Origin of the sequence: Actinoplanes sp. KI2 (assembly GCF_025630775.1) — a bacterium.
In the GTDB taxonomy this organism is placed as follows: Bacteria; Actinomycetota; Actinomycetes; order Mycobacteriales; family Micromonosporaceae; genus Actinoplanes.
Genome location: NZ_JAOSZE010000023.1, coordinates 1 through 22,604, shown reverse-complemented (window position 1 = coordinate 22,604; position 22,604 = coordinate 1). Strand labels below are relative to the sequence as shown.

Annotated in this window: 20 protein-coding genes; 12 read left to right on the top strand and 8 right to left on the bottom strand. The window is 71.0% G+C overall.

Annotated elements, in window-relative coordinates; translation table 11 throughout:
- Positions 1-94 precede the first annotated feature (94 nt).
- A complete protein-coding gene (locus ODJ79_RS24085; protein WP_263025823.1) occupies positions 95-1,063 on the top strand; it encodes an MBL fold metallo-hydrolase in 969 nt (322 codons plus the stop codon).
- Between the two features lie 64 nt (positions 1,064-1,127).
- Here ODJ79_RS24085 and ODJ79_RS24080 read toward each other — a convergent pair whose 3' ends face one another.
- Complete coding sequence (locus tag ODJ79_RS24080; protein ID WP_263025822.1) at positions 1,128-2,033, bottom strand: hypothetical protein; 906 nt, start codon at positions 2,031-2,033, stop codon at positions 1,128-1,130.
- Positions 2,034-2,480: 447 nt separating this feature from the next.
- Between ODJ79_RS24080 and ODJ79_RS24075 the strand changes: the two genes are divergently transcribed.
- The 7 genes from ODJ79_RS24075 (at position 2,481) to ODJ79_RS24045 (ending at position 9,806) form a co-directional block, all read left to right on the top strand.
- Positions 2,481-3,467 (top strand): LacI family DNA-binding transcriptional regulator, encoded by a 987-nt coding sequence (locus ODJ79_RS24075; protein WP_263025821.1) that lies wholly within the window; start codon positions 2,481-2,483, stop codon positions 3,465-3,467.
- Positions 3,468-3,480: 13 nt separating this feature from the next.
- Positions 3,481-4,680: an extracellular solute-binding protein gene (locus tag ODJ79_RS24070; protein WP_263025820.1), complete on the top strand. Its 1,200-nt coding sequence runs from the start codon at positions 3,481-3,483 to the stop codon at positions 4,678-4,680.
- Positions 4,677-5,723 (top strand): ABC transporter ATP-binding protein, encoded by a 1,047-nt coding sequence (locus tag ODJ79_RS24065; protein WP_263025819.1) that lies wholly within the window; start codon positions 4,677-4,679, stop codon positions 5,721-5,723. The genes ODJ79_RS24070 and ODJ79_RS24065 overlap by 4 nt, the downstream gene beginning before the upstream one ends.
- Positions 5,720-6,592, top strand: coding sequence for an ABC transporter permease (locus ODJ79_RS24060; protein WP_263025818.1), 873 nt, complete (start codon positions 5,720-5,722; stop codon positions 6,590-6,592). Before ODJ79_RS24065 ends, ODJ79_RS24060 begins: the two co-directional genes overlap by 4 nt.
- On the top strand, positions 6,589-7,458 hold the full coding sequence (locus ODJ79_RS24055; protein WP_263025817.1) for an ABC transporter permease: 870 nt from the start codon (positions 6,589-6,591) through the stop codon (positions 7,456-7,458). Before ODJ79_RS24060 ends, ODJ79_RS24055 begins: the two co-directional genes overlap by 4 nt.
- Positions 7,455-8,660 (top strand): D-mannonate dehydratase ManD, encoded by a 1,206-nt coding sequence (gene manD, locus ODJ79_RS24050; RefSeq protein ID WP_263025816.1) that lies wholly within the window; start codon positions 7,455-7,457, stop codon positions 8,658-8,660. The genes ODJ79_RS24055 and manD overlap by 4 nt, the downstream gene beginning before the upstream one ends.
- 195 nt (positions 8,661-8,855) lie before the next feature.
- The gene (locus ODJ79_RS24045; RefSeq protein WP_263025815.1) at positions 8,856-9,806 is read left to right on the top strand and encodes an ABC transporter substrate-binding protein; all 951 of its coding nucleotides are present in this window, start codon (positions 8,856-8,858) and stop codon (positions 9,804-9,806) included.
- Between the two features lie 114 nt (positions 9,807-9,920).
- Here ODJ79_RS24045 and ODJ79_RS24040 read toward each other — a convergent pair whose 3' ends face one another.
- On the bottom strand, positions 9,921-11,363 hold the full coding sequence (locus ODJ79_RS24040) for a gamma-glutamyltransferase (protein ID WP_263025814.1): 1,443 nt from the start codon (positions 11,361-11,363) through the stop codon (positions 9,921-9,923).
- 110 nt (positions 11,364-11,473) lie between these two features.
- Here ODJ79_RS24040 and ODJ79_RS24035 point away from each other — a divergent pair, with 110 nt between their 5' ends.
- Positions 11,474-12,040, top strand: a complete 567-nt coding sequence (locus ODJ79_RS24035) for a carboxymuconolactone decarboxylase family protein (protein ID WP_263025813.1) — start codon at positions 11,474-11,476, stop codon at positions 12,038-12,040.
- Positions 12,041-12,060: 20 nt separating this feature from the next.
- Here ODJ79_RS24035 and ODJ79_RS24030 read toward each other — a convergent pair whose 3' ends face one another.
- Positions 12,061-13,311: an SAM-dependent methyltransferase gene (locus ODJ79_RS24030; RefSeq protein ID WP_263025812.1), complete on the bottom strand. Its 1,251-nt coding sequence runs from the start codon at positions 13,309-13,311 to the stop codon at positions 12,061-12,063.
- A 151-nt stretch (positions 13,312-13,462) separates the two neighbouring features.
- Between ODJ79_RS24030 and ODJ79_RS24025 the strand changes: the two genes are divergently transcribed.
- From ODJ79_RS24025 to ODJ79_RS24015, 3 genes are all read left to right on the top strand, one after another.
- On the top strand, positions 13,463-13,849 hold the full coding sequence (locus tag ODJ79_RS24025) for a tautomerase family protein (RefSeq protein ID WP_263025811.1): 387 nt from the start codon (positions 13,463-13,465) through the stop codon (positions 13,847-13,849).
- 99 nt (positions 13,850-13,948) lie between these two features.
- On the top strand, positions 13,949-15,565 hold the full coding sequence (locus tag ODJ79_RS24020) for a CHAP domain-containing protein (RefSeq protein ID WP_263025810.1): 1,617 nt from the start codon (positions 13,949-13,951) through the stop codon (positions 15,563-15,565).
- A 161-nt stretch (positions 15,566-15,726) separates the two neighbouring features.
- Positions 15,727-16,908: a hypothetical protein gene (locus tag ODJ79_RS24015; RefSeq protein ID WP_263025809.1), complete on the top strand. Its 1,182-nt coding sequence runs from the start codon at positions 15,727-15,729 to the stop codon at positions 16,906-16,908.
- Between the two features lie 91 nt (positions 16,909-16,999).
- Here the strand turns inward: ODJ79_RS24015 and ODJ79_RS24010 are convergent, their stop codons facing one another.
- From ODJ79_RS24010 to ODJ79_RS23990, 5 genes are all read right to left on the bottom strand, one after another.
- Positions 17,000-17,623: a maleylpyruvate isomerase N-terminal domain-containing protein gene (locus ODJ79_RS24010; RefSeq protein ID WP_263025808.1), complete on the bottom strand. Its 624-nt coding sequence runs from the start codon at positions 17,621-17,623 to the stop codon at positions 17,000-17,002.
- On the bottom strand, positions 17,613-18,659 hold the full coding sequence (locus ODJ79_RS24005) for an MBL fold metallo-hydrolase (RefSeq protein ID WP_263025807.1): 1,047 nt from the start codon (positions 18,657-18,659) through the stop codon (positions 17,613-17,615). The genes ODJ79_RS24010 and ODJ79_RS24005 overlap by 11 nt, the downstream gene beginning before the upstream one ends.
- 27 nt (positions 18,660-18,686) lie before the next feature.
- A complete protein-coding gene (locus ODJ79_RS24000; protein WP_263025806.1) occupies positions 18,687-20,408 on the bottom strand; it encodes an ABC transporter ATP-binding protein in 1,722 nt (573 codons plus the stop codon).
- Between the two features lie 85 nt (positions 20,409-20,493).
- Complete coding sequence (locus tag ODJ79_RS23995) at positions 20,494-22,080, bottom strand: ABC transporter transmembrane domain-containing protein (RefSeq protein WP_263025956.1); 1,587 nt, start codon at positions 22,078-22,080, stop codon at positions 20,494-20,496.
- 143 nt (positions 22,081-22,223) lie between these two features.
- The coding region (locus ODJ79_RS23990) for a cellulose-binding domain-containing protein (RefSeq protein WP_263025805.1) at positions 22,224-22,604 on the bottom strand (381 nt) is incomplete at its 5' end.

The window sequence follows — 22,604 nt, the reverse complement described above, 5'->3', positions numbered from 1 at the left end:
GATCGTGAAGCGGCAGGCGCCCGATCGTGAAACGGCAGGCGCCCGATCGTGAAGCGGCAACGGGAAAACGAGCGGCGAGCGTACGCTCACGAAGATGCAAAAGATCAGCCTCGCGCCGGTCGACGGCGTGCAGATCACGACCCTGATGGACAACTCCTCGGATGCGTTGCTGCCCGACGAGGGACTCGTGCGCCGCTGGGGGCTCGTCGGGACCGCGGCGCCGCTGGCGGTGCTGCCGGCCGAGCTCGCCGAGGAGAAGCAAACCTTCGACTTCCTCCGCGCGGAGCACGGGTTCTCGGCCATGGTCGAGGTCGGCGGCCACCGCATCCTGTTCGACACCGGCATCTCGGCCGAGGGGGTGATGAGCAATCTCGATCGGCTGGCGATCCGGCCCGAGACATTCGAGACGATCGTGTTCAGCCACGGCCACTTCGATCACGTGATGGGGCTCAACGGGCTCTCCGCCCGGCTCGGGCCCACCCATCTGCCGGTCTTCCTGCATCCCGACTTCTGGCTGCGGCGCCGGCTCGTGCTGCCCGATCGCACGCTCGACTTCCCGACGCCGAGCCGGTCCGCGATCGAGGGTGCCGGCTTCACGATCATCGAGGAGCGGCAACCGTCGTTCCTGCTCGACGACGCGATCCTGGTCACCGGCGAGGTCGACCGCACCACGCCGTTCGAGACCGGCATGCCGCCCGCGCATCAGGCGTTCCGCGACGGTGCCTGGGAGCCGGACCGCGCGGTGCACGACGACCAGGCGATAGTTCTGCACGTTCGGGATCGGGGCCTGGTCATCCTGACCGGTTGCGGGCACTCCGGGATCATCAACATCATCCGGTACGCCAAGCGGCTCACCGGCGTCGATCGGCTCTACGCGGTGCTCGGCGGCCTCCACCTGCAGTACGGCCCGATCGTCACGGAGACGGTCGCCGCGCTGGCCGAGGAGGCACCGGCGATGCTGGTCCCGGCGCACTGCACGTCATGGCAGGCGCAGCAGGCGCTCGCCGCGGCGCTTCCCGGCGCCTTCCGGCCGAACTCGGTCGGCAGCCGCTTCGAACTGTAGGCCGCAGCGATCGGTGGCCGGATCGAACGCACGGACGACCGCACGCGATCGAGGGCGAACCTGATCAGAGGTGATCGGCGAACACCGAGCCCAGGGCCGCCGCCGCGCTCACGTCGTACCTAGTCTTGGCGGTTTTCCATCCGGCCGGCGTGAGCGTCGTGTGCGGCTTGACCCTCTGATGGGTCTTGCCGCCGATGACGGCGGTCTGCGCTCCCCCGTCGAGGCGCAGCCGGACCGGCACGACGCCCACGGTCGACACCCGCAGCGCCCCCACCGGCGCCAGGACGTTCACCTTCACGGTGGCCCGCGGCCGCGGCAGGGTCAGCTCGGTGCGGGCCGACGCACCGGTCAGCTCGATCGCGGCCAGACCACCGGCGCGCATGTCGACCGTCTGCTCCGAGGACGTCGCGGCCAGGCGTACGGTCCAGGAAACCTTCGCGCTCAGCCGGACCTCCGCCCCGGTCCTGGCGAGCACGAGCCGCGGCCCGCGCGGCGAGTCGGTGATCCGGGGCGGCACGCTCACGCCGATCGGCACGATGCTGTAGAGCCGATCGCCGAGGTCGGCGCTCGCGATGTGCACCGACGAGGCGTCCCCGGTCACCTCGAAGACCAGCGCCTTCGCGGTGCCCAGCGGCGCGGTCATCGCGGCGGCCGGAGCAACCGACGTCGGCGCGGCCGACGGCACCGTCGCGGCCTGGGCGTTCGCACCCCGGGAGACCGGCTGGAACGCCTCGGCCTGCCCGAGCACCACTCCGATCGTGAGCGCCACCAGGACGGCCGTGAACCCCCAGAGCCGCCACGGCCGGCGGGGCGCCTGCTCATAGACGATCACCGCCCGGGCGGCCACCCGCTGCGGGATCGACGGCAGGACGACCTTCAGCTTCTGCGTCGGCTCGTCGATGACCGGCGGCGGCACCTCGAGGTCGGGCGGCGCTTCGGGCCCGGTGCGGGAGAGGAGTCTGTCGAGCATGGTGGGCACCCCTTTCCCGAGGTGATACGGCCCGCGCCCGCAAAAGGATCGATGGACGTCGGTCGTTCGCGAGTCTTCGAGAGTCCAGCGGAACCGGGTGGTCGGGCAAGACCGATCCGACGGCCGGCCACGCATGATCATCTGCCCGGTGGAGGGGCATGCGCCACCGGTGGGGTTAGCGTCGCCCGATAGACGTCCCGACCTGATTCCCCCCGGGGCGGCGCCGCGCTCCGGGCGTGCGGGACCGGGACGCGGCGCCGCCCACCACCGCTCGAGCAGCGGGGCGGACGACGAGCCGGCCGCCACTGGCACTGATTCAAGATCGCCAACGTTTTCATCCGGAATCACCGACGTCCGGCGGGATCTTGAAGAGATAATGCTCGATGTCTTGACATCGGTCCGAAATGGATTTCAGACTTGCCGTTGACCCCCGATGAGGGAGACGGCGTGGCGGTGACGATCAAGGATGTGGCGCGGGCGGCCGGCGTCTCGGCGTCCACCGTCACCCGCGCGCTCACCATGCCGGAACTGGTCCATCCGGAGACCCGCGAGCGCGTCCGGCGCACCGCGACCGCCCTCGGCTACCACCCCAACCGCGCCGCCCGCGGCCTGATCACCGGTCGCACCGGCAACATCGGCCTGCTCGTCCCCGACCTCGGCAACCCGTTCTTCCCGAGCGTCATCAAGGGCGTGCAGGCCCGCGCGCACGAGGCCGACTACGCGGTCTTCCTCGCCGACACCGACGAGGACGCGACCGCCGAGGCGGGTCTGGTGCGGCGGCTGTCGAAACAGGTCGACGGCATCGTGCTCTGCTCACCCCGGATGCCCGACGAGGAGCTGCGCACGCTGGTCGCCGACACCCCGGTCGTGCTGGTCAACCGGCGCATCGCCCGGGTTCCGTCGGTGACCCCGGAGTTCACCGACGCCATGCGCCAGGCGGTCAGCCACCTGACCGCCCTGGGCCACCGCCGCATCGCGTACGTGGCCGGCCCGCGCTCCTCCTGGGCGAACCGGGAGCGAGTCCGCGCGCTGCGCCTGGTCGCCGGCGAGATGGGCGTCGACCTGGTCGAGATCGGCAACGTCATGCCGGTGTTCGAGGGCGGCGTGGCCGCGGCCGATCAGGTGCTCGCCGCCGAGGTCACCGCGGTGATCGGCTACAACGATCTGGTCGCGCTGGGCCTGCTCAACCGTTTCACGGCCCGGGGTGTCGCCGTCCCGGCCGGCATCAGCGTGCTCGGCTTCGACGACATCGCCCTCGCGGCGATGGTCCACCCCTCGCTCACCACCGTCGCTCTTCCCAAGGAGCAGTCCGGCCGGGCCGGCGTGGATCTGCTCCTGCAACTCCTGGCCGAGCCGGACCGCCAGACGGCGGCCCGGCGGGAACTGCCCACGCAGTTGATGGTGCGCGGCTCCACCGGCCCCGTCCCCGCCTGAAGGGATACCCCCAATGTCCCGCAAAGTCGCGATAACACTCGCCGCAGTCCTGGCGCTCGCCGCGTGCGGCGCCCCCGACAAGCCCGGCGGCAGCGCCAAGACCGACGGGCCCGTGCCCGCCAAGCCCGGCCGGGCCGTGACGCTGAACATCCTGGACGTGGCCGGGGACCTCCAGCTGACCCAGGGCATGATCGACGAGTTCGTGTCCAAGAACCAGGACCAGATCGCCAAGGTCACCTACTCCAAGGCCACCGCCCCCGAGCTGGTCGGCAAGATCAAAGCGCAGCAGAACGCCGGGCGCGTCGACATCGACCTGGTGCTCACCGGCGTCGACGGGCTGGCCGCCGGCATCGACCAGAACCTCTGGGTGCCCCTCCTGCCCACGTACGCCGATCGGGTCCCCGGCATGACCGACTACCTGCCCGGCGCCGCGGCGATGCAGAAGCTGGCCGGCGACTTCGGCGTCGCGGTCACCTACTACCCGTCCGGTCCGCTGATCGAGTACCTGCCGGCCAAGGTGCCGAACCCGCCGAAGACCGCCCAGGACCTTCTCGCGTACGCCAAGGCCAACCCGGGCGCGGTCCAATACGCGCGGCCGGCCAACTCGGGCCCCGGGCGTACCTTCCTGATGGGTCTGCCCTATCTGCTGGGCGACTCGAATCCCAAGGACCCGGTCAACGGCTGGAGCAAGACCTGGGCCTATCTGGCGGAGCTCAACAAATATGTGACGCTCTATCCGTCGACCACCAGCGAGACCATGAAGAACCTCGCGAACGGCTCGGCGAAAATCATCGCGAGCACGACCGGCTGGGACATCAACCCGCGGGTGCTCGGCACCGTGCCCAAGGAGGCCGCGGTCGGCACCCTGCAGGGTTTCCACTGGGTGACCGACGCGCATTACGCGGTCATTCCCAAGGGCGTCGACGTCGAAAAGCAGGCCGCGATCCTCAACCTGCTCAAGGACATGCTCACCCCGCAACAGCAAGCCAAGGCGTACGACAAGGGCTATTTCTACCCGGGCCCCGCGGTGAAGGACGTGACGCTGTCCATGGCACCGCCGGAAAGCCAGAAAGCGATCGGCGAATACGGCCGCCCCGAGTACGACCAGCTCATCGCCGGCAACCCCCTGGAAGTGCCGCTGGACGCGAAAGCGCTGGTCACCGCGTTCGACACCTGGGACCGCCAGATCGGCGGCGCGAAGGTGAAGAAGTGACGTCGTTCGAGGCGCTGCGCCTGGAGAGCGTGACTCGCCGCTTCGGCGACAAGGACGCGCTGTCCGGGCTCAGCCTGGAAATCCGCCGGGGCGAGTTCATCGCCCTGCTCGGGCCGTCCGGCTGCGGCAAGTCGACCGCGCTGAATTGCCTGGCCGGCCTGCTCCCGCTCTCCGAGGGCAGCATCTGGCAGGACCACAAGCGCCTCGACACGCTGCCGCCGGAGCGCCGGGGCTTCGGCATGGTGTTCCAGAGCTACGCCCTTTTCCCGCACCTCTCGGTGCGCCGAAACATCGCGTTCGGCCTGCAGATGCGGCGACTGCCGCGGGCCGAGGTCCGGCGTCGCACCGACGAGGCAATTCGGCTCGTACGCCTGGAGGAACACGCCACCAAGCTCCCCGGACAGTTGTCCGGCGGTCAGCAACAGCGGGTCGCCATCGCCCGGGCGGTCGTCCTCGAACCGGCGCTGGTCCTGATGGACGAGCCATTGTCCAACCTCGATGCCAAACTGCGGCTGGAGATGCGCACCGAGATCCGCCGGCTGCATCAGTCGCTCGGCCTCACCACGGTCTACGTCACGCACGACCAGGAGGAGGCGCTGTCGATGGCCGACCGGCTGGTCGTGCTGCGCGACGGCCGGGTCCAGCAGGTCGGCACGCCCGAACAACTGCACACCAGACCGGCTAACCGGCACGTCGCCGACTTCATGGGCTACCGCAACCTGCTGCCGATGCGGGTCAGTTCGGTGTCCCGCGACTTCGTGGACGTCGAGGGCGCGGGGATCAGACTGCGCGGCACGGCGATCGGCGAGCTCATGCCCGCGGACGAGGTCATGGCCGGGGTACGCCCGGAGGACCTGCGGCTGGGCGAGGGCGGGATACCGGCCACCGTCGAAGTGGTCGAGTACCAGGGACGCGAACTCGCCGTCGAGGCCCGCACCGAGCAGGGGACCATGCTGCACCTGCGGGCGACCGAACGGCCCTCGGTCGGCGACAAGATCGCGGTGGTCGCCGACCCGGCCCGGGTGCTGGTGTTCCCGACATGACCGCGTGGCGTCACCGGCTGGCCGAGCGCGGTGTGGACCGGCAGTTGCTGCTCCTCGTCCCGGCGTTGCTCTGCGTGCTGATCCTGTTCGTCTATCCCTTCGCGTACGGCCTGGGACTGTCCTTTCAGCCGACGCACGGCGGCGTGTTCGGGGCCTACCGGGACTTCTTCGCGGACGCCTATCAGCGGGACACGATCTGGACCACGCTGAAACTGGCGCTGCCGGCGGCGCTGTTCAATGTGGCGGCCTCCGTGCCGATCGCGTACCGGATGCGCGGTCGTTTCCGCGGCAAACGGCTCCTCACCATCCTGCTGGTCGTTCCGATCACGCTCGGCACGGTGCTGACCGCCGAGGGCCTGCTCAATTTCCTCGGGCCGACCGGCTGGCTCAACCGCACGCTGATGTCGGCCGGCCTCATCGACGCGCCGCTGCGGCTCACGAACAATTACTGGGGCGTGTTCTTCTCCCTGGTGATCACCGGTTTCCCGTTCGCGTTCCTGCTGATCCTGTCCTATCTCTCCGGTATCGACCCCACTCTCGAACGAGCCGCGGCGACCCTCGGTGCGGGCTGGTGGCCGCGATTCCACCGGATCACGCTGCCGCTGCTCGCGCCCGGCCTGGCCACCACGTTCTGCCTCACCTTCGTGCTGGCGTTCAGCGTTTTCCCGTCCGCCGTTCTGGTCGGCGATCCGGCCGGAACCACCCGGGTCATCTCCATCGCGGCGTACCACGCCGCCTACGAGTCCTACGACTATCCGCTCGCCAGCGCCATCGCCGTGGTGATGGGCGTGGTCGAGCTCGCGGTGGTGGCCGCCGTCCTCGGCGTGCGGGCGCTGTTCTACACCGGATCCACGGGAGGCAAGGGATGACCGCGATCGCCGTTCCCGCGCGGCAGAGCCGCCGCCGTTTCCGCATTGCCGCGTCGCCCGGCGCATGGCTGGTCTGGGGCTCGGTGACATTCTTCTTCGTCATGCTGGCCGGCATCATCGGCTCGGTCGTGGTCAGTTCCTTCGGCCGGCGCTGGTTCGACACCTGGCTGCCGGAGAGCTGGACCACCCAGTGGTACGGGCAGGCGTGGCACGAATTCACGCTGCTCGACGTGCTGATCGTGACGGTCGAGGTGGCCCTGCTGGTGGTGGGCATCTCGGTGCTGGTCGGGGTGCCCGCCTCGTACGTGCTCGCCCGGCGCACCTTCCCCGGCCGGCGGGTGCTTTATCTGCTGTTCCTGCTGCCGATCCTGATGCCGCCGATCACCTACGGGATTCCGCTGGCCACCGTTCTCTACAAGTACGGGCTCGCCGGGCACATGGCGGGCGTGGTGCTGGCCAATCTGGTGCCCTCCATCCCGTTCGTGATCCTGACCATGACGCCGTTCATCGAGCAGGTCGATCCCGCGATCGAGCGGGCCGCCCGGATGTGCGGGGCGCGGACCTGGCAGGTGTTCCTGCGGATTCTCGCGCCGTTGCTGGTGCCCGGCATTCTGGCCGCCTCGATTCTCGTGCTGGTGCGCACGATCGGCATGTTCGAGCTGACCTTCCTCACCGCCGGGCCCGATTCGCAGACGCTGGTGGTGGCGCTCTACTACACGATGTCGGCGGCCGGCATCCGCGCGCAGCAGTCGGTGGACGCGATGGCGGTCATCTATACCTGCATGATGCTGGTGCTACTGGTCGTCGCATTGCGGTTCGTGAATCCGACGCAGCTGGTGGCGCGGGTCAAGGAGGAGCCGCAGTGAGCATCGCGGCGGCGAGGGTCATCGTGTGTTCTCCGGGCCGCAATTTCGTCACGCTCAAAATCGAGACGTCCGACGGTCTCACCGGGGTCGGCGACGCGACGCTCAACGGGCGGGAACTGGCGGTTGCCGCGTACCTGAACGAGCATGTTGTTCCCTTGCTGATCGGGCGCGACCCGGCGCGGATCGAGGACACCTGGCAATACCTCTACAAGGGTGCCTATTGGCGGCGGGGGCCGGTCACCATGACGGCCATCGCGGCGGTCGACACGGCCCTGTGGGACATCAAGGGAAAGGTGGCCGGGCTTCCCGTCTACCAACTTCTGGGCGGGCGGTCGCGCTCCGGGGTTTCCGTGTACGGGCATGCGAATGGCGCCACTGTCGACGATTTGCTGTCGTCGGTGGCCTCGTTCGTCTCCCGCGGCTATCGAGCAGTTCGCGTCCAAGCGGCTATTCCAGAAATTTCCGAGATGTACGGTGTGTCCGCGGCGGCCATCTACGAGCCCGCCTCGGCCGCGATCCCGGCCGAGTCGGTGTGGTCCACGGAGCACTACCTGGCGCACCTTCCCGGGGTTCTGGCGCGCGTGCGGGCGGAGTTCGGGCCGGGGCTGCGGCTGCTGCACGACGTGCACCACCGGCTCACCCCGATCGAGGCGGCGCGGCTCGGCAAGTCGCTCGAGCCGTACGCGCTGACCTGGCTGGAGGATCCGGTGCCGGCCGAGCTGCCGGACGGCTACCGGCTGATCCGGCAGCACACCACCACGCCGCTGGCGGTCGGCGAGGTCTTCAACTCGATCTGGGACGGCGAACGGCTGATCCGCGAGCAGCTCATCGACTACATCCGGGCCACGGTCGTGCACGCCGGCGGCATCACCCACCTGCGCCGGATCTTCGACCTCGCCGCGCTGCACCACGTACGCACCGGCTCGCACGGTGCCACCGACCTGTCGCCGATCTGCATGTCCGCGGCGCTGCACCTGGACCTGGCCGTCCCCAACTTCGGCCTGCAGGAGTACATGCCGCACGCGCCCGAGACCGACGAGGTGTTCCCGCACGGGTACCGCTACGCGGACGGCTACCTGCATCCGTCGGAGGAGCCGGGCCTCGGGGTCGACATCGACGAGGCGCTCGCCGCGAAATACCCGTACCGGCCGGCCTCGCTGCCGGTGAGCCGGCTGGCGGACGGCACCCTGCACGACTGGTGATCTGCCTGATCATCGTGGGCACAGTGGTCACTCGGGCACACATCGCCCACCCTCCGTCACCACGCCTTCCTTACTGAATGCAGTTCTGCCCATTCTCTCTGTGTCATTGCGATGAAGATCGCGGTACCGTGCGCCCGGCGCATCTTGCGCCGTCCGTCTGCGTCCGCCACGCATATTTCTCCAGGGAGCACACCCATGCGTCGGATCCTCGCCACGGTCGCCATGCTCACTACGCTGCTCGCCGGCACGGCCTGCACCTCCGCCAAGTCCGCGAAGGAGCCGGTCGGCACCAAGGTGGACGTCGGCGTCATCGCCATCATCGACGTCGCGCCGATCTACCTGGGCAAGGCGAAAGGCTTCTTCAGCAAGCGGGGAATCGATCTCAACCTGGTGCAGGAGCAGGGCGGCGGTCCGATCGTCAAGGGCGTGCTGGCCGGCAAGTACCAGTTCGGCTTCAGCAACGTGACCTCACTGATGGCCGCGCAGGCCGACGGCGCGCCGATCAAGGCGGTCGCCAGCGGGGTCGCCTCGACCGGCCGTCCCGGGCGGGACTTCTCGGCCATCGTGGTCAAGGACGGCAGCACCATCCGGTCGCCGAAGGATCTGGCCGGCAAGACGATCGCGGTCAACGTGCTGAAGAACATCGGCGACACGACGGTCCGCCAGTCGGTGCGCAAGGCCGGCGGCGACGCGAAGAACCTCAAGTTCGAGGCGATGCCGTTCCCGACCATGAACGGCGCCTTGCGATCGGGCAAGGTCGACGCGATCTGGGTGGTCGAGCCCCAGCTCTCCGAGGCGATCACCACGGGCGCGCAGGTGCTGGCGTCGAACTTCGTGGACACGGCGCCCGACCTGACGGTGGCGCTCTACTTCACCAGCACGGACACGATCGTGCAGGACCCACAGCTGGTCACGACCTTCACCGACGCGATCAAGGAGTCGCTCAGATACGCCGAGCACAACCCGGATGAGGTACGGGATGTGGTCGGCACCTACACGCCCATCAACGACACGGTCCGGATCGGCATGATCCTCCCGGACTGGCCGCAGGACATCAATCGGGCCTCGTTGGACCAGGTGGCCAAGTTGGGCGAGCAGGACGGGATCTTCAAGAAGGCCCCGGCCCTCGACCAGCTGCTCCCCTGATCGGCGCGGCTCTCCCGAGCCTTCTCCCGCGAACACCGCGCAGCTGTCCCGGTAACACCCCGCCCACCTGCCGTGCGCTACCCGGGCGACACCGCGCACAGACCGGCCGTGCGGCTATCCCGGCAACACCGCGGCCCGACCGTCGGCCCGGGGGTCGCTCGCGGACGCGAGCCGGCCGGCGCGGAGGCGGCTGACCTGTACGTGGCCGGCGTCGTCGACGAGCGCGTCGACGCCCGGCTCGGTCACCACCGCGGTGCCGTCGAAGAACCAGCGCGGCCTGGTCAGCAAGCCGGGCAGGTCGTCGGAGCCGAGCGCCTCGCCGGCGACCTGGGCCAGGATCCACGGCTGGTTGCGGCCGCCCTGGCAGCCGAGCGCGAGCACGTCGCCGCCGGTGAGCGCCATGGTCGGGCAGAGCGTGTGCGGCGGGCGGCTGCCCGGAGCGATCCGGCCGGGGTGATCCGGCTCGAGCCGGAACGACGAGCCGCGGTTGTGCAGCACGAGCCCGGTGCCCGGATCGAGCAGACCCGACCCGAAACTCCCGAAGACGCTCTGAATGAGCGTGACCGCGATCCCGTCATCGTCGACGGCCGTGACCGCCACGGTGTCGCCGGCCGGCTTCGGTCCAACCTGGGCCGAATCCGATCGGACCGCTCCCGTGCCCGGTCCCCTTCGCCCGTCGGCCGCGCCATCCACAGCAACAGCCCGGCCGGGGTCGGGCGCGAGCATCCCGTCCAGGTCGATCGGGCCGGTGCGCGGGTCGCCGAGCCGGGCGTCGCGGGCCTGGCGGGCTCGGTGCGAGGCCGCGAGCAGATCGTCGGCGCCGACGACGGCCAGGAAGGTCGGGCCCTGCACCGGCGGCGGGGCCGCATGCCAGACGACCTCGCCGAGCGCCCGGGTCAGCGGCGGAACCACCTCGGCCCGGTGCGCGGCGAGGTCCGCGGCGACGATCGGGCTGCCCAGCCTGCCCAGGCCCGCGGCGAGACGCCGCGCGAGGTCGCCCTCGTAGAACGAACGCCAATCGGTTCCGATCGCGGTGAGCGTCTCGGCGAGCACCGGCTGCACGAGACGGTCATCGCCGCGCAACAGCAGGGCGGACAAGCCCGGATCCGACCGGATCGCATCGATCCGACCAGCGATCGCCCGCCGCAGACCCGGGCTGACCGGGACACCCGCGGTCGCCAGGCGGATCGCCGGGGCGAGCAGCTCGCTCAAGGCCAGGCGCGCACCGAGACCGGCGATCGCCGCCCAGCCGGCCACCACGCCGGGCACCGTGATCGTCTGCGGCCCGTCGAACGGCATCCGATCGCCGGCCGCCCGTAACGCCGCGATGTCCACGCCCGCGGCCGCCGCGCCGATCGACAGCACCGCCCGGGGCACTCCCCCGGCGGGGCGGACGATCGCGACCAGGTCACCCCCGGCCGAGCATTGATGCGGATAGGCGACGGTGAGCGCCCCGGCCGCCGCGAGCGCGGCGTCGAACGCGTTTCCGCCCCGCGCGACCACCTCGCGGGCAGCCTCGACCGCGGCCGGATGGGGTGCGGCAACCGCGACGGCCATCGTTCCTCCCGATGCGATCGGCAACTTCGTCGATCCTAAGGACGATGCCGACGAGCGCGCAGGACACCCAGGGCCTTTCCGGGTGATCGCCGGACACCTATCCTGCTGCGATGGCGCACATCGACCTCGGCGTTGACGAGACCGCGTTTCCGGGGATCCAGGGGCTGCTGCGGTACCGGCCGGAGACGGCGCAACCATTGATGATGCTGGCCGAGGTGTTGCTGCGCGGGCCGAGCACGCTCTCGCCCGGGGAGCGGGAACTGATCGCTGCCTATGTGTCGGAGCTGAACGAATGCGACTACTGCGCGGCGTCGCACGCCGCGTTCGCGGCCGCCCAGCTGCCGCAGGGAGTGCGCCTCGTCGACGAGGTGCGGGCCGACCTGGAGACGGCGCCGATCACCGCGAAGCTCCGGTCGCTGCTGCGAATCGCGGCGGCCGTTCGGGAGGACGGCCGTAACGTGACCGCATGGCTGGTGGCCGACGCGCGCGCCGAGGGGGCCACCGATCGGGAGGTGCACGACACGGTGCTGATCGCGGCGGCGTTCAGCATGTTCAACCGGTACGTGGACGGCCTCGCCACGCTCAAGCCGGAGTCGCCGGAGGCCTACCTGCACGGGGTGAACCGGATCGTGCGCGACGGCTACCTGATGCCCGAGACGCCGGCGCGCGGTGATTGAGCCGGGGCGCGCGACGCCGCTCACTCCCGATCGAGAATGAGCTGACAGACGTCGATCTCGCCGGAGACGAAGCCCGCCTCGCAGTACGCCAGGTAGTACTCCCAGGTGCGCACGAAGATGTCGTCGAAGCCGAGCGACCGGACCTGGTCGGCGTTGGACAGGAACCTTTCCCGCCACGCCCGCAGCGTCTTCGCGTAACTCCAGCCGAACGCTCGCTTCTCGACCGACCGCAACGAGGTGCCCGCCGCGAGTTGGCGGGCCACCTCCTCGGTCGAGAGCATCACGCCGCCGGGGAAGATGTACTTCTGCACCCACGTGTACGTCTCGGCGAACTCGATCCGGTGATCGGGCAGGGTGATCGCCTGGAGGCCGGCCCGGCCGCCGGGCGCGAGCAGCCGATCGATCGCGCCGAAGTAGTCCGGCCAGTACTTACGGCCGACCGCCTCGATCATCTCGACGCTGATGATCGCGTCGTATTCCCGCTCGCCGATGACGTGCCGGTAGTCGCACAGCTCGATGGTCACCCGATCGGCGACGCCCGCGTCGGTCACCCGCTGCTGGGCGAGCTGCTGCTGCTCGGTCGAGATGGTGACGGTGTGCACCCGGGCGCCGCGCCGGGCGGCCCGGATGGCGAGCTCGCCCCAGCCGGTGCCGATCTCCAGGACCCGCGTGCCGTCGCCGACGCCGGTCAGGTCGAGCAGGCGGTCGATCTTCCGGCGCTGGGCGGCGGCCAGGTCCTCGTCCTCGGGGCCGGCGAACAGACCCGACGAGTACGTCATGGTCTCGTCGAGGAAGAGCGCGAACATCTCGTTGGACAGATCGTAGTGGCGCTGGATGTTGCGGCGGGCGCCCTCGACCGTGTTCTCCTCGCTGGCCGGCGACCGCGCGCCGTGCAGCGGCTTCAGCCACGGCACGTGCCGCAGCTTCGCCAGCTTGCGGTAGCCGCCGAGCGATCCGTTCATCCCCGCGGCGGCCGCGGTCAACAGCCCGGCGAGGTCGTCGGCGTACCAGTCGCCGGCCTGGTAGGCCTCGCCCAGCCCGATCAGCCCGGTCGTGCCGATCCGGCGGTAGAACGCGTCCGGCCGGCGCAGCCGAAGCACCGGCGGGCCGGGCGGCTGCGGCTCGTCGCCGGTGACGACCCGGACCGGGATCCGGCCGGCGACGAACTTCAGCAGCGCCCTGGCGGTGACCGCGCGCAGCGGGGCGCGGGGCACGCGCTCCACATCGGGCCAGCGGGTCGCGGGAGTGGTGGGGACGCCGGTCTCCGTCATATGCAGCAGCTTCGGCGATCCACATCACCCCCGCAAGAGCGGATCAGATGGTGATCATCGCCGGCGGGTGATCGCGTCCTGGCGGTCCGGAGCCGGCCCGACGAGTCGGCTTGAGAGGATTGTCGCGAGAGCACAGGACGAGGAGTTGCCGATGCCGCACGTGACGCTTCACGCGCTCGAGGACGAGCTCGCCGGACGCGAACCCGCCCTCATCGGGGAACTGACGAGCGCCGTCGTGTCCGTGTACGGCGAATGGGCCCGCAGCTCGGTGGACGTCCGGCTGATCGGCATCCCCGCCGGACGGTGGGCGCGCGGCGGAACGGCGGTCGCCACCGCCGCTCCCTCGGTCACCTTCGGCATGCGCGAGGAGGTGTTCGCCAGGGAGGACGCAGCGCGAGTCGTCGCCCACCTCGTCGCCGCATTCACCGACGCCGTCACCGCCGTCTTCGGCGACGGGTGCCGCGACGAGGTGCTCGTCGAGCTGGTCGGCCAACCCACGTCCCGGTCCGGCCTGGGCGGACGGGTCATCGGCTCCTAGCCGACCCCGCCGGCCCGCGGCCGGCCGGCCGGCCGGTTGATTGACCGGAGTTGATTGACCCGGCTTCTTTTTTCATCAGCCGACATCGATGGTGTCGGCATGAGACGCATTCTGTTTGCCCTCGCCCTCGTCGCGGCGCTCCTCGCCGCGCCGACGGCCGCGCAGGCATCGACCGCGAGCGCCGCCACGCTCGCCGCGGCGAACTACAACAAGAGCGCCGGCACGTGCGCGCAGCACCCGGCCACGAACTCGCTCGGCGGCTCGCAGTTCGAGCACAGTTGCGCGGGCGGCTACTCGGGCGGACCCGAGTACTGGTGCGCCGACTTCGCCAAGTGGGTGTGGCGGAACTCGGGGCTCAACGTGTCCGGCCTGACCGCGGCGGCGCAGAGCTTCTACACGTACGGGCAGTCGCACGGCACGTTCCACGGCACCGCCCAGCCGGGCGACGCCGTCGTGTTCTCCTCCAGCCGCGGCGGCTACGCCAATCACGTCGCGATCGTGACGGCGGTCAACGCGGACGGCTCGGTGGTGACCGCGAACGGCGACTGGGGCGGCGAGAGCGGCAGCATGGCGCACTTCGCCGTCACCTCGTCGGTCGTGAAGATCACCATCCCGGCCGGGTCGGCCTCCACCGGGTCCTGGGTCGCGGCGGAGAGCTACTACATCACCGGGTTCGTCGGGGCGTCCGGCAGCGGCGGCTCGAACCCCCCGGACACGTCGGGAAACCCGTACTCGGCGTCGGCGCTGTGCGGCAGCGGGTTCGGGGTGGTCGACTCGCACGACCTCGGCGCGGCGACCGTCTTCCTGCTGTACGACGACGACTCGGGCAAGAACTGCGTGGTGACGCTGGCCGACGCCGACGGCGGTGCCGTTTCGATGAACGCGACCCTGACCGTGCAGGGTTCCGGAACGGTGTCCGATCCGGGGAGCTACCACTGGTATGCGGGACCGGTCACCGCGTACGCGCCCGACTCGTGCGTCAAGTGGGGCGGCACGTACAAGACCTCGTCGTGGACCAGCGGCTACGGGCACTGCGGAAGCGGGGACGGGTCGCCGGCGCCGTCCGGATCGAATCCGTACACCGCCAACCAGGTCTGCGGGGACGGATACGACGTGGTCGACCACCACGCGCTGTCGGGGGCGACGGTCTATCTGCTCTACAACGGCTCGAGCGGGAACAACTGCGTGGTGACGCTCTACAGCGACATCGCGGGGGCGGTGGCGGGCAAGGCGACGCTCGCGGTGCAGGGCGGGGCGTCCACCAGCGACTCCGGGTCTTACACGTACTACGCGGGACCGGTCTACGAGTATGCGCCGTCGTCCTGCGTGAAGTGGGGCGGGTCGTACTCGTCCAGCTCCTGGACCAGCGACTACGGGCACTGCGGGTCGGGATCCTCGACGGCCAACCCGTACACCGCGGCGGGGGTCTGCGGGTCGGGGTACAGCGTCATCGACTCGCACAACCTCGGGTCGGCAACGATCTACCTGCTCTACAACTCCGGGTACAACTGCGTCGTCACGATGGTGCACAACGGGAACGGGGCGGTCGGGCTGAACGCGACACTCGCCGTTCAGGGCGGGTCGTCGGGGAGCAACCCCGGGCTGTTCCAGTGGTACGCCGGGCCGGTGCGGCTGTCCGCGGCCAGTGCCTGCGTCAAGTGGGGCGGCACCTACGAGAGCACGTCCTGGACCAGTGGATGGACTCACTGCGGCTGAGTGAAGTACGACAAGGGCCCGTCTACTTGTGTCGAAACCGACACAAGTCGATGGGCCCTTGTCGGCCGGAGGGCTCGACGGCATGATTCTCCGGGCGATTCCGGCACGGGGCCGGGCGCGCGAGGCGCCGGGAGGGCTGGGTGGCACGCCGGGAGAGGGCGGTGGATCCGCTGGCGGGTCCGCTCGAGGCTTTCGCGTACGACCTGCGAAAAGTCCGGGCCGACGCCGGCAATCCGACCTACCGTACGCTGGCGAAGGTCGCCGGGTACAGCGCGACGACGCTGTCCGAGGCGGCCGGCGGCGCCCGGAAGCCGACTCTGGACGTGGTGCTCGCCTATGTGGGCGCCTGCCGCGGGGACTGTGCGTATTGGCGCTCGCGGTGGGAGGCCCTGCCCGAGCCGGCGGCGACGTCGCCTGCCGTGAGCGAGCTCCCGGTCGCCCTTTCTGCCGAGGATGCCGGTCTCCCTTCGGCCGGCCAGGCCGGATCACAAGTCCGCGACGAGGCCGGTGCCGAGGCTGACCGGACGGCCGGCTCACCGCCGGTGAGCGCCGATCCCGCACCGCCCGCCGCGACCGGGTGGCGTCGCCGGCGGTGGAGGGTCCTCGCTCCGCTCGCGGCCGTGCTGCTCGTCGCCACGGGCGGGGCAATCGTCCTGCTGCAGCGGAAAGAGTCGAACGGCTGCCCTCGGGCGGTCCCGCACCCCGTGTTCGCCGCGCTGACCTACGGGGCCGGCGCCCGGGTACACACCGGCGCGGTCCGGGATGCGCCGGTGACCACCACCATCCCGGGCGGGTGCACGGTCGGGTTCGTCGGCTACTGCCTGGGCGAGAAGATCCACGACAACACCGGCGGGTCGCCGGACCTGCGGTGGTTCAAGCTGTCCGACGACCGGGTGATCGCTTCCGGGATCGTGCACGGGAACCCGCCGCCGGGCCTCGCGCCCTCGCACTGCACCGACGACCACCCGGGACCGAACGCGATCGCGTTGAGCGTCACCGGCTCGCACGCGCTGCAACTGAGCGCGACCGGCACCGGGTTGGAGATCGTCGGGTTCGCGGCGCTGTTCGATCCGGACGGCGATCAGCCCGGCGAACGGCGCTGGCGGCAGGTGGCCTTCACCGAGAAGACCGCCGACCGGCCCCGGTTCACCGCCCGGTGGACGGCCGTCCCCGCGCAGGACGGCAAACCGGTGCTGGTCGCCGCGGCGGCGTGCATGGGCGGCGACGGCCCGACCGGCGTGGTGACCGCCCGCACGGTGACCGGTGCCGGCTTCCCCGAGGCGACGCTGGCCCCGGCCGACCGTGCCTCGGCAGCAGCCGCCGCCTGCTCCTATCCCGCCTAGGGCGACCATCCCGCCTAGAGTGACCATCGCGCCTGAAGCGACCATCCCGCCCGAAGCGATCGGGCCGATCGGGCCCTGATCGCCGCGACCGTCAGGACAGGACGGGGAACAGATCGGTGGAGGCGCGCCCGGTCGCGGCCTCGATGAAGTCGATCGGGGGCGCGATGCGGGCGAGCACCTCGGCGGAGTGATCGAGACCGGCCGCCGGGACCTCGGGTGCCTGTCCGAGGGCGCGCTGCACGTCGAGCAGGTGGATGGTCGCCTCGAGGATGCCGATGCTGACCGCTTCGGCGAGGGGCAGCACCGCCCGGCCGAAGTAGTCCACGGTGACCTCGCCGAGCTCACGAGCGGCCGCGATCGCTTCCGGCCCGGTCGTCACGAACTGATCGACGAGCTGCTCCAGCGTGTACTTCGCGGCGTCGTCACGGCCGGAATCGGCGACCCGGTCGCGCATCGTGTTGGCGATGCCGTCCGGCACGTTGAACTCGGCCAGCAGCGCGGCGGCGGTGTCGTGCGTCGGCGCGGCGTCGGTGACCCGGCCGACCAGGACGGAGAAGCCGAACGGCCAACCGGCCGAGTGCGCCCACAGCGCCCGCAGGTCCCAGCCGTCGAGTCGGGTGGGCCGGTGCCAGTCGGCTTCGGACAGGTCCTTCCCGGTGGCGGCCCAGACCGACCAGAGCGCATCCAGTGTGGTGAGGCGGTCATCAACGGACATTGCGCCACCTTAGCCACCTGACCGGGTCGCCGGGAGAGGAACTGACCAGCCCGTTCTCGGCGAGATGCCACAGATGGGCGAGCGTCTCGGCGAGGGCCAGCCGGCGCAGCACGCCGTGCAGCGAGGGCCACCCGCGCGACCAGCTGAGCGCGGCGGCGATCTGCCAGGTCGTGGGGCGGTCGAGCAGGTCGACGGCGCGCAGGATCTCGGCGTCGCGCTTCTCGTGGTGGGCGAGGATCTCGGCGACCCGGGCCGGGATGTCCCGGAAGCGCCACTCGTGCGCGGGCAGCGCCTCGTCGCTCACGAACGAGGCGGTTCGGCCGAGAGACGCCAGGTAGGAGCCGAGCGGGTCACCGGTCGAGGTGGCGATGGCGGCCACGTTCGGGGTGATCCGCGGCAGCAGGTGATCGCCGGTGAGCAGGACGCCCGCCTCGGCGTCGTGCAGGCAGAGGTGACCGGGCGTGTGCCCGGGCGTCCAGACCACCCGCACCGATCGGTCGGTCAACGGCAGCCGGTCGCCGTCCTCCAGGTCGCGATCGGGTTGCGCCAGCGCGAGCAGCACGTCGATCCGATCCACGGAGACGCGGAGACCGGCGATCTCCTCCTCGGGCACGCCCTGCCGCCGCAACCAGGCCGGATCGAGCCCGGGATGACGGCCGTCGCGCCAGGCCCGCCCGGGCAGGGTCGCGGCCTCCAGCGGGTGCATGCCGACCCACGCGCCGCTCTGCTCGCGCAGCCAGCCGGTCATCCCGTGGTGATCGGGGTGGATGTGGGTGAGCACGATCCCGGTGACGTCGGCCGGGGTGGCGCCGGCCCGGGCCAGGCCCTCGGTGAGCAGGCGGCGGCCCTCGGGACCGTCCCAGCCGGGATCGACCAGCAGCACGCCGTCGTCCTCGACGAACGCGTAGGCGAGGGTGTAGCGCATCGGGTTGTCCGGGATCGGCACCGGGATCGACCACAGGCCAGGACGGGGCTGCTCGACCGGGGGCAGCACCCGCCGCTGCCAGGCCTCGTGCTGCGCTTCGCCGGTCATCATCGACGTCAGACTAGTCACCAGCCACGGTCAGTCCACCAGCGAGTCGGAAGCGTGCCAGGAGTGCCACAGCGCGGCGTACTCGCCGTTCGCCGCGACCAGGTCGTCGTGGCTGCCCAGCTCGGTGATCCGGCCGTCGCGCATCACCGCGACCTCGTCGGCGTCGTGCGCGGTTTGCAGCCGGTGGGCGATCGCGATGACCGTTCGCTCGTGGAGGACCGCGGCGAGCGCCCGTTCCGCCGTGCGCGCCGCGGTCGGGTCGAGCAGCGCGGTCGCCTCGTCGAGGATCACCGTGTGCGGGTCGGCGAGCACCACCCGGGCCAGCGCCAACTGCTGCGCCTGCGCGCCGTCGAGCGGGTGCTCGCCGAGGTCCCGGTCGAGATCGTCGGCCCAGTCGGCGCCGACCGTGGCGAGCGCGCGGCGCAGTTCATCGTCCGGGGCGGCGAGCATCAGGTTGTCCCGTAACGACTCGCGGAACACGTGGTGCTCCTGGGTGACCAGCACGACCTGGCGGCGCAGCTCGTCCGGCGGCAGGTCGGCGATCGGCACGCCGCCCACCGTGACCATGCCGGCGGTGGGCCGATCGACGCCCGCGATCAGCCGGCCCAGGGTGGACTTGCCGGCGCCGGAGAGGCCGACGATCGCCAGCCGCTCGCCGGGACGCACGGTCAGCGCGACGTCGTGCAACACATCACGACCTTTTTCGTACGCGTACCGCACGCCCACGACCTCGATCCGATCGTCCCGTGGACGCGCGGTCACCACCGGGGGCGGGACGGGAATCGCCGCCAGCCCCTCGACGCGGGCGAAGGAGGCGCTGCTCGACTGCAACTGCTCGATCCAGATCAGCAGCGTGTCCAGCGGTCCGACCAGTTGGCGCAGGTAGAGCACCGCCGCGCCAACCGTGCCGAGGGTGACCTGGCCGTCCAGGTAGAGCAGGCCGCCGAGCAGCAGGACGAGCACGGCCGGCACCGCGTACGAGGTCTCGACCAGCGGGAAGAACACGCTGCGCAGGGCCAGCGTGGCCATTCGGGTGCGGCGGGTCTCCTCGATCGCCGCGTGCCCGGCGTCGAGCCGGCGCCGCCGCAGGTCGAACGCCTCGACGGTGCGGGCGCCCTCGGTGGTGGCGGCCAGCTCGTCGGCGAGCCGGGAGTTCGCCGCGCCCTCGGCCAGGTACGCGTCCCGCGCCCGGCGCAGGTACCAGCGGGTCACGAACCAGATGCCGGAGAGGCCGAGCACCCCGACGCCGCCGAGCAGCGGGTTGACCAGCAGGACCGCGCCGATGATGAAGAACATCTGGACGAGGCCGACGAGCAGGTTCGGCAGGATGTCGCGCAGCGTGGTGGCGACCGCGTCGATGTCGGTGGTGCCCCGCGCGGCCAGGTCGCCGGCCGGCACCCGCTCGATCACGGCGGCCGGCAGCGCGAGGGCCCGGCGCAGGTAGCCCTCGCGAATCCGGGCCGCGGTGCGCTCGCCGAAACGGTAGGCGATCGCCAGGGCGAAGCGGGACAGCGCCATCTGCGCGATGGCGCAGGCGAGCACGCCGAACGCGAGCCGGTCGACCCGGTCGGCGCCGCCGGAGGTGACCGCGTCGATGACCCGGCCGAGCAGGAACGGTCCGCCGAGGGCGGCCAGCGCGGCCAGGGCGTTCAGCACGATCATGGCAACGACCGACCGGCGGTCGGCGGCGAGCAGCCGCAGCGCGGCCCGCCCGACCGCCCGCTGGTCAGCAACGGGCAGCGCGCTGCTCATGCTGTGCCCACCCTAGGCATGCGCTTCTGGCCCTCGCCTTCGGCCTGGGTGCGCAGCTTGCGGAAGTGCCGCTCGGTGCAGGCGCTCATGCCTCGTCCTCACCGAACACCCGGGTGACCAGCGATCGGTAGCCGGCCTCGGCGGCGAGCAGTTGGCGGTGCGTGCCGGTGGCGGCGACCCGGCCGTCGACCAGGTAGTGCACGACGTCGGCGCGGTCGAGCAGCACCGGCGAGGTGGTCGCCACGACCGTGCCGCGGCCGGCGCGCGCCGCGGCGAGCCGCTCGGCGATCGCCGCCTCGGTGTGCGCGTCGACGGCCGAGGTCGGCTCGACGGTCAGCAGCACCTCCGGATCGGCGTAGACGGCACGGGCCAGCCGGAGCCGCTGCCGCTGCCCGCCGGAGAGATTGCGGCCGCCCCACTCGACCTCCCGATCGAGTCCGGTCGCGACGTCGTGGGCCACGGCGGTCGCGATCGCCGATCGCACCCGGTCGTCGTCCGGGTCGTGCTTGCCGGCCACCACGTCGCGCAGCGCGCCGGCGAACAGGTCGGCGTCCTGATCCGCGACCAGGATCCGATCGCGCACGGCCGCCTGGGCGAACTCCTCGAGCGGTCTGCCTCCCCAGGTGGCCCGGGTCGGACCGTATCGGCCGAGACGGTCGATGACGGCGGCGGCGTGCTGCGGGCTGTTCCCGGCCAGCGCGGTGAGCCGGCCCGGCTCGGCGATCACACCCGACTCCGGATCGACAAGCGCGGCCGGTACCCCGGCGGCCGGCGCACCGGACGGGTCGTCCTCGGGCAGGCGAAGAAAATCGGTCACCCGGCGGGCCGCGACCAGTCCGTGAGTCACGTCGAAGCCGCAGAAGATCAGCACGTTCACCGGGATCACCAGCATCGCCGTGTACCCGTACACGGCGATCAGCTGTCCGACGGTGATCTCGCCGGACGCCGCGAGCCGGGCCGCCAGCCAGACCACCACGGCGAGGAAGACCACGGGCAGTCCGTCGCCGAGCGCTCCGATCCAGCTCGACGGTCCACCCACCCGGTAGCCCTGGTCACGCAGGGCCGCGGACTGCCGCTCGTACCTCTGCAGATGGGTTTGTTTCCCGCCGAGACCGTTGAGGATGCGCAGGCCGCCCAGCGTGTCGACGAGACGGGCGTTCAGCTCGCCCTGCCGCGATCGGTACCGGGACCCGGCTCGCTGGGTGCGGCGCAGCAGCGGCCCGACGATCAGCGCGAGCGATGGCACCCCGATCAGCACCACCAGGGCCAGCTCCGGCGAGGTGCGGTCGAGCAGGATCGCGACGACCGAACAGGCCAGAATGGACGCCACGCCGACGCCGCCGACGTTCATGGCCCGGCCGATCGTCCACACGTCCGAGATGCCGATCGTGACCACCTCGCCGGACGTGACCCTGCGCGGCAGCGCCGCGCCGAGCCGGGTCGCGTGCGTCATCACCAGATCGGCGGTGCGCAGCGCGGCGGCCAGCCGGAGCTTGGTCATGCTGCGGTGCCGCATGATGCCCATGCCCGCGCTCGCGACGCCGGTGACCAGGACGGCCGCCGACCAGAACAGCAGCGCCTCGATCCGGTGCGGGTGCAGGCCGCGATCGATCGCCTGGGCGATCAGGTACGGCGTGAAGGCGAGGGTCAGAAACCAGAGCGATCCGAACATGGCGCCGAGCCCGACCCGTCCCTTGTACTCCCGCGCCAGCCACCAGAGAAAACTTGCCGGTCCCCGTGTCATCACCCCGTAATCCTGCCAAACCCCCCAACCGAGTTTTCGAAACTCCTCCGAACGCATCGATCGCCTTCTCTTCACGAACCCTCGTCGCTGCGCTTGCCGGCGCGGCAGGCGGTGGTGTTGACCGAGAACGCGGCCGGCCGCTTGTTCCGGCCGGACCGGGCGGCGTTGAATCCGATGCTGCTCAGGGTCTGCCCGGGGCCGATGGCGGCGTTCCAGGGTGCGTTGGTCATCGTTACCCGGGCGCCGTCCTGCGCGACGATGCTGCCCCAGAAGTCGGTTATCCGCTGCCCGTTGGCGAACACGAAGCGCAGCTTCCAGGCCGGGATCGGCGTGGAGCCGGTGTTGGTGATGCTCATCGTGACGCCGAAACCGCCCGCCGCCGCAACGGTGTTGACCCGGTACGTGACCCGGCAGCTGGTCGGTGGCACGTCGCCGTCGTCGAAGAACACGTC

Excerpts from the sequence above, each read along its gene's own strand:
- ODJ79_RS24085 (WP_263025823.1), top strand. The coding sequence starts at position 95 with ATGCAAAAGATCAGCCTCGCGCCGGTCGACGGCGTGCAGATCACGACC.
- ODJ79_RS24080 (WP_263025822.1), bottom strand. The coding sequence starts at position 2,033 with ATGCTCGACAGACTCCTCTCCCGCACCGGGCCCGAAGCGCCGCCCGAC.
- ODJ79_RS24070 (WP_263025820.1), top strand. The coding sequence starts at position 3,481 with ATGTCCCGCAAAGTCGCGATAACACTCGCCGCAGTCCTGGCGCTCGCC.
- ODJ79_RS24060 (WP_263025818.1), top strand. The coding sequence starts at position 5,720 with ATGACCGCGTGGCGTCACCGGCTGGCCGAGCGCGGTGTGGACCGGCAG.
- ODJ79_RS24055 (WP_263025817.1), top strand. The coding sequence starts at position 6,589 with ATGACCGCGATCGCCGTTCCCGCGCGGCAGAGCCGCCGCCGTTTCCGC.
- ODJ79_RS24045 (WP_263025815.1), top strand. The coding sequence starts at position 8,856 with ATGCGTCGGATCCTCGCCACGGTCGCCATGCTCACTACGCTGCTCGCC.
- ODJ79_RS24040 (WP_263025814.1), bottom strand. The coding sequence starts at position 11,363 with ATGGCCGTCGCGGTTGCCGCACCCCATCCGGCCGCGGTCGAGGCTGCC.
- ODJ79_RS24035 (WP_263025813.1), top strand. The coding sequence starts at position 11,474 with ATGGCGCACATCGACCTCGGCGTTGACGAGACCGCGTTTCCGGGGATC.
- ODJ79_RS24030 (WP_263025812.1), bottom strand. The coding sequence starts at position 13,311 with ATGACGGAGACCGGCGTCCCCACCACTCCCGCGACCCGCTGGCCCGAT.
- ODJ79_RS24025 (WP_263025811.1), top strand. The coding sequence starts at position 13,463 with ATGCCGCACGTGACGCTTCACGCGCTCGAGGACGAGCTCGCCGGACGC.
- ODJ79_RS24020 (WP_263025810.1), top strand. The coding sequence starts at position 13,949 with ATGAGACGCATTCTGTTTGCCCTCGCCCTCGTCGCGGCGCTCCTCGCC.
- ODJ79_RS24010 (WP_263025808.1), bottom strand. The coding sequence starts at position 17,623 with ATGTCCGTTGATGACCGCCTCACCACACTGGATGCGCTCTGGTCGGTC.
- ODJ79_RS24005 (WP_263025807.1), bottom strand. The coding sequence starts at position 18,659 with ATGATGACCGGCGAAGCGCAGCACGAGGCCTGGCAGCGGCGGGTGCTG.
- ODJ79_RS24000 (WP_263025806.1), bottom strand. The coding sequence starts at position 20,408 with ATGAGCAGCGCGCTGCCCGTTGCTGACCAGCGGGCGGTCGGGCGGGCC.
- ODJ79_RS23995 (WP_263025956.1), bottom strand. The coding sequence starts at position 22,080 with ATGTTCGGATCGCTCTGGTTTCTGACCCTCGCCTTCACGCCGTACCTG.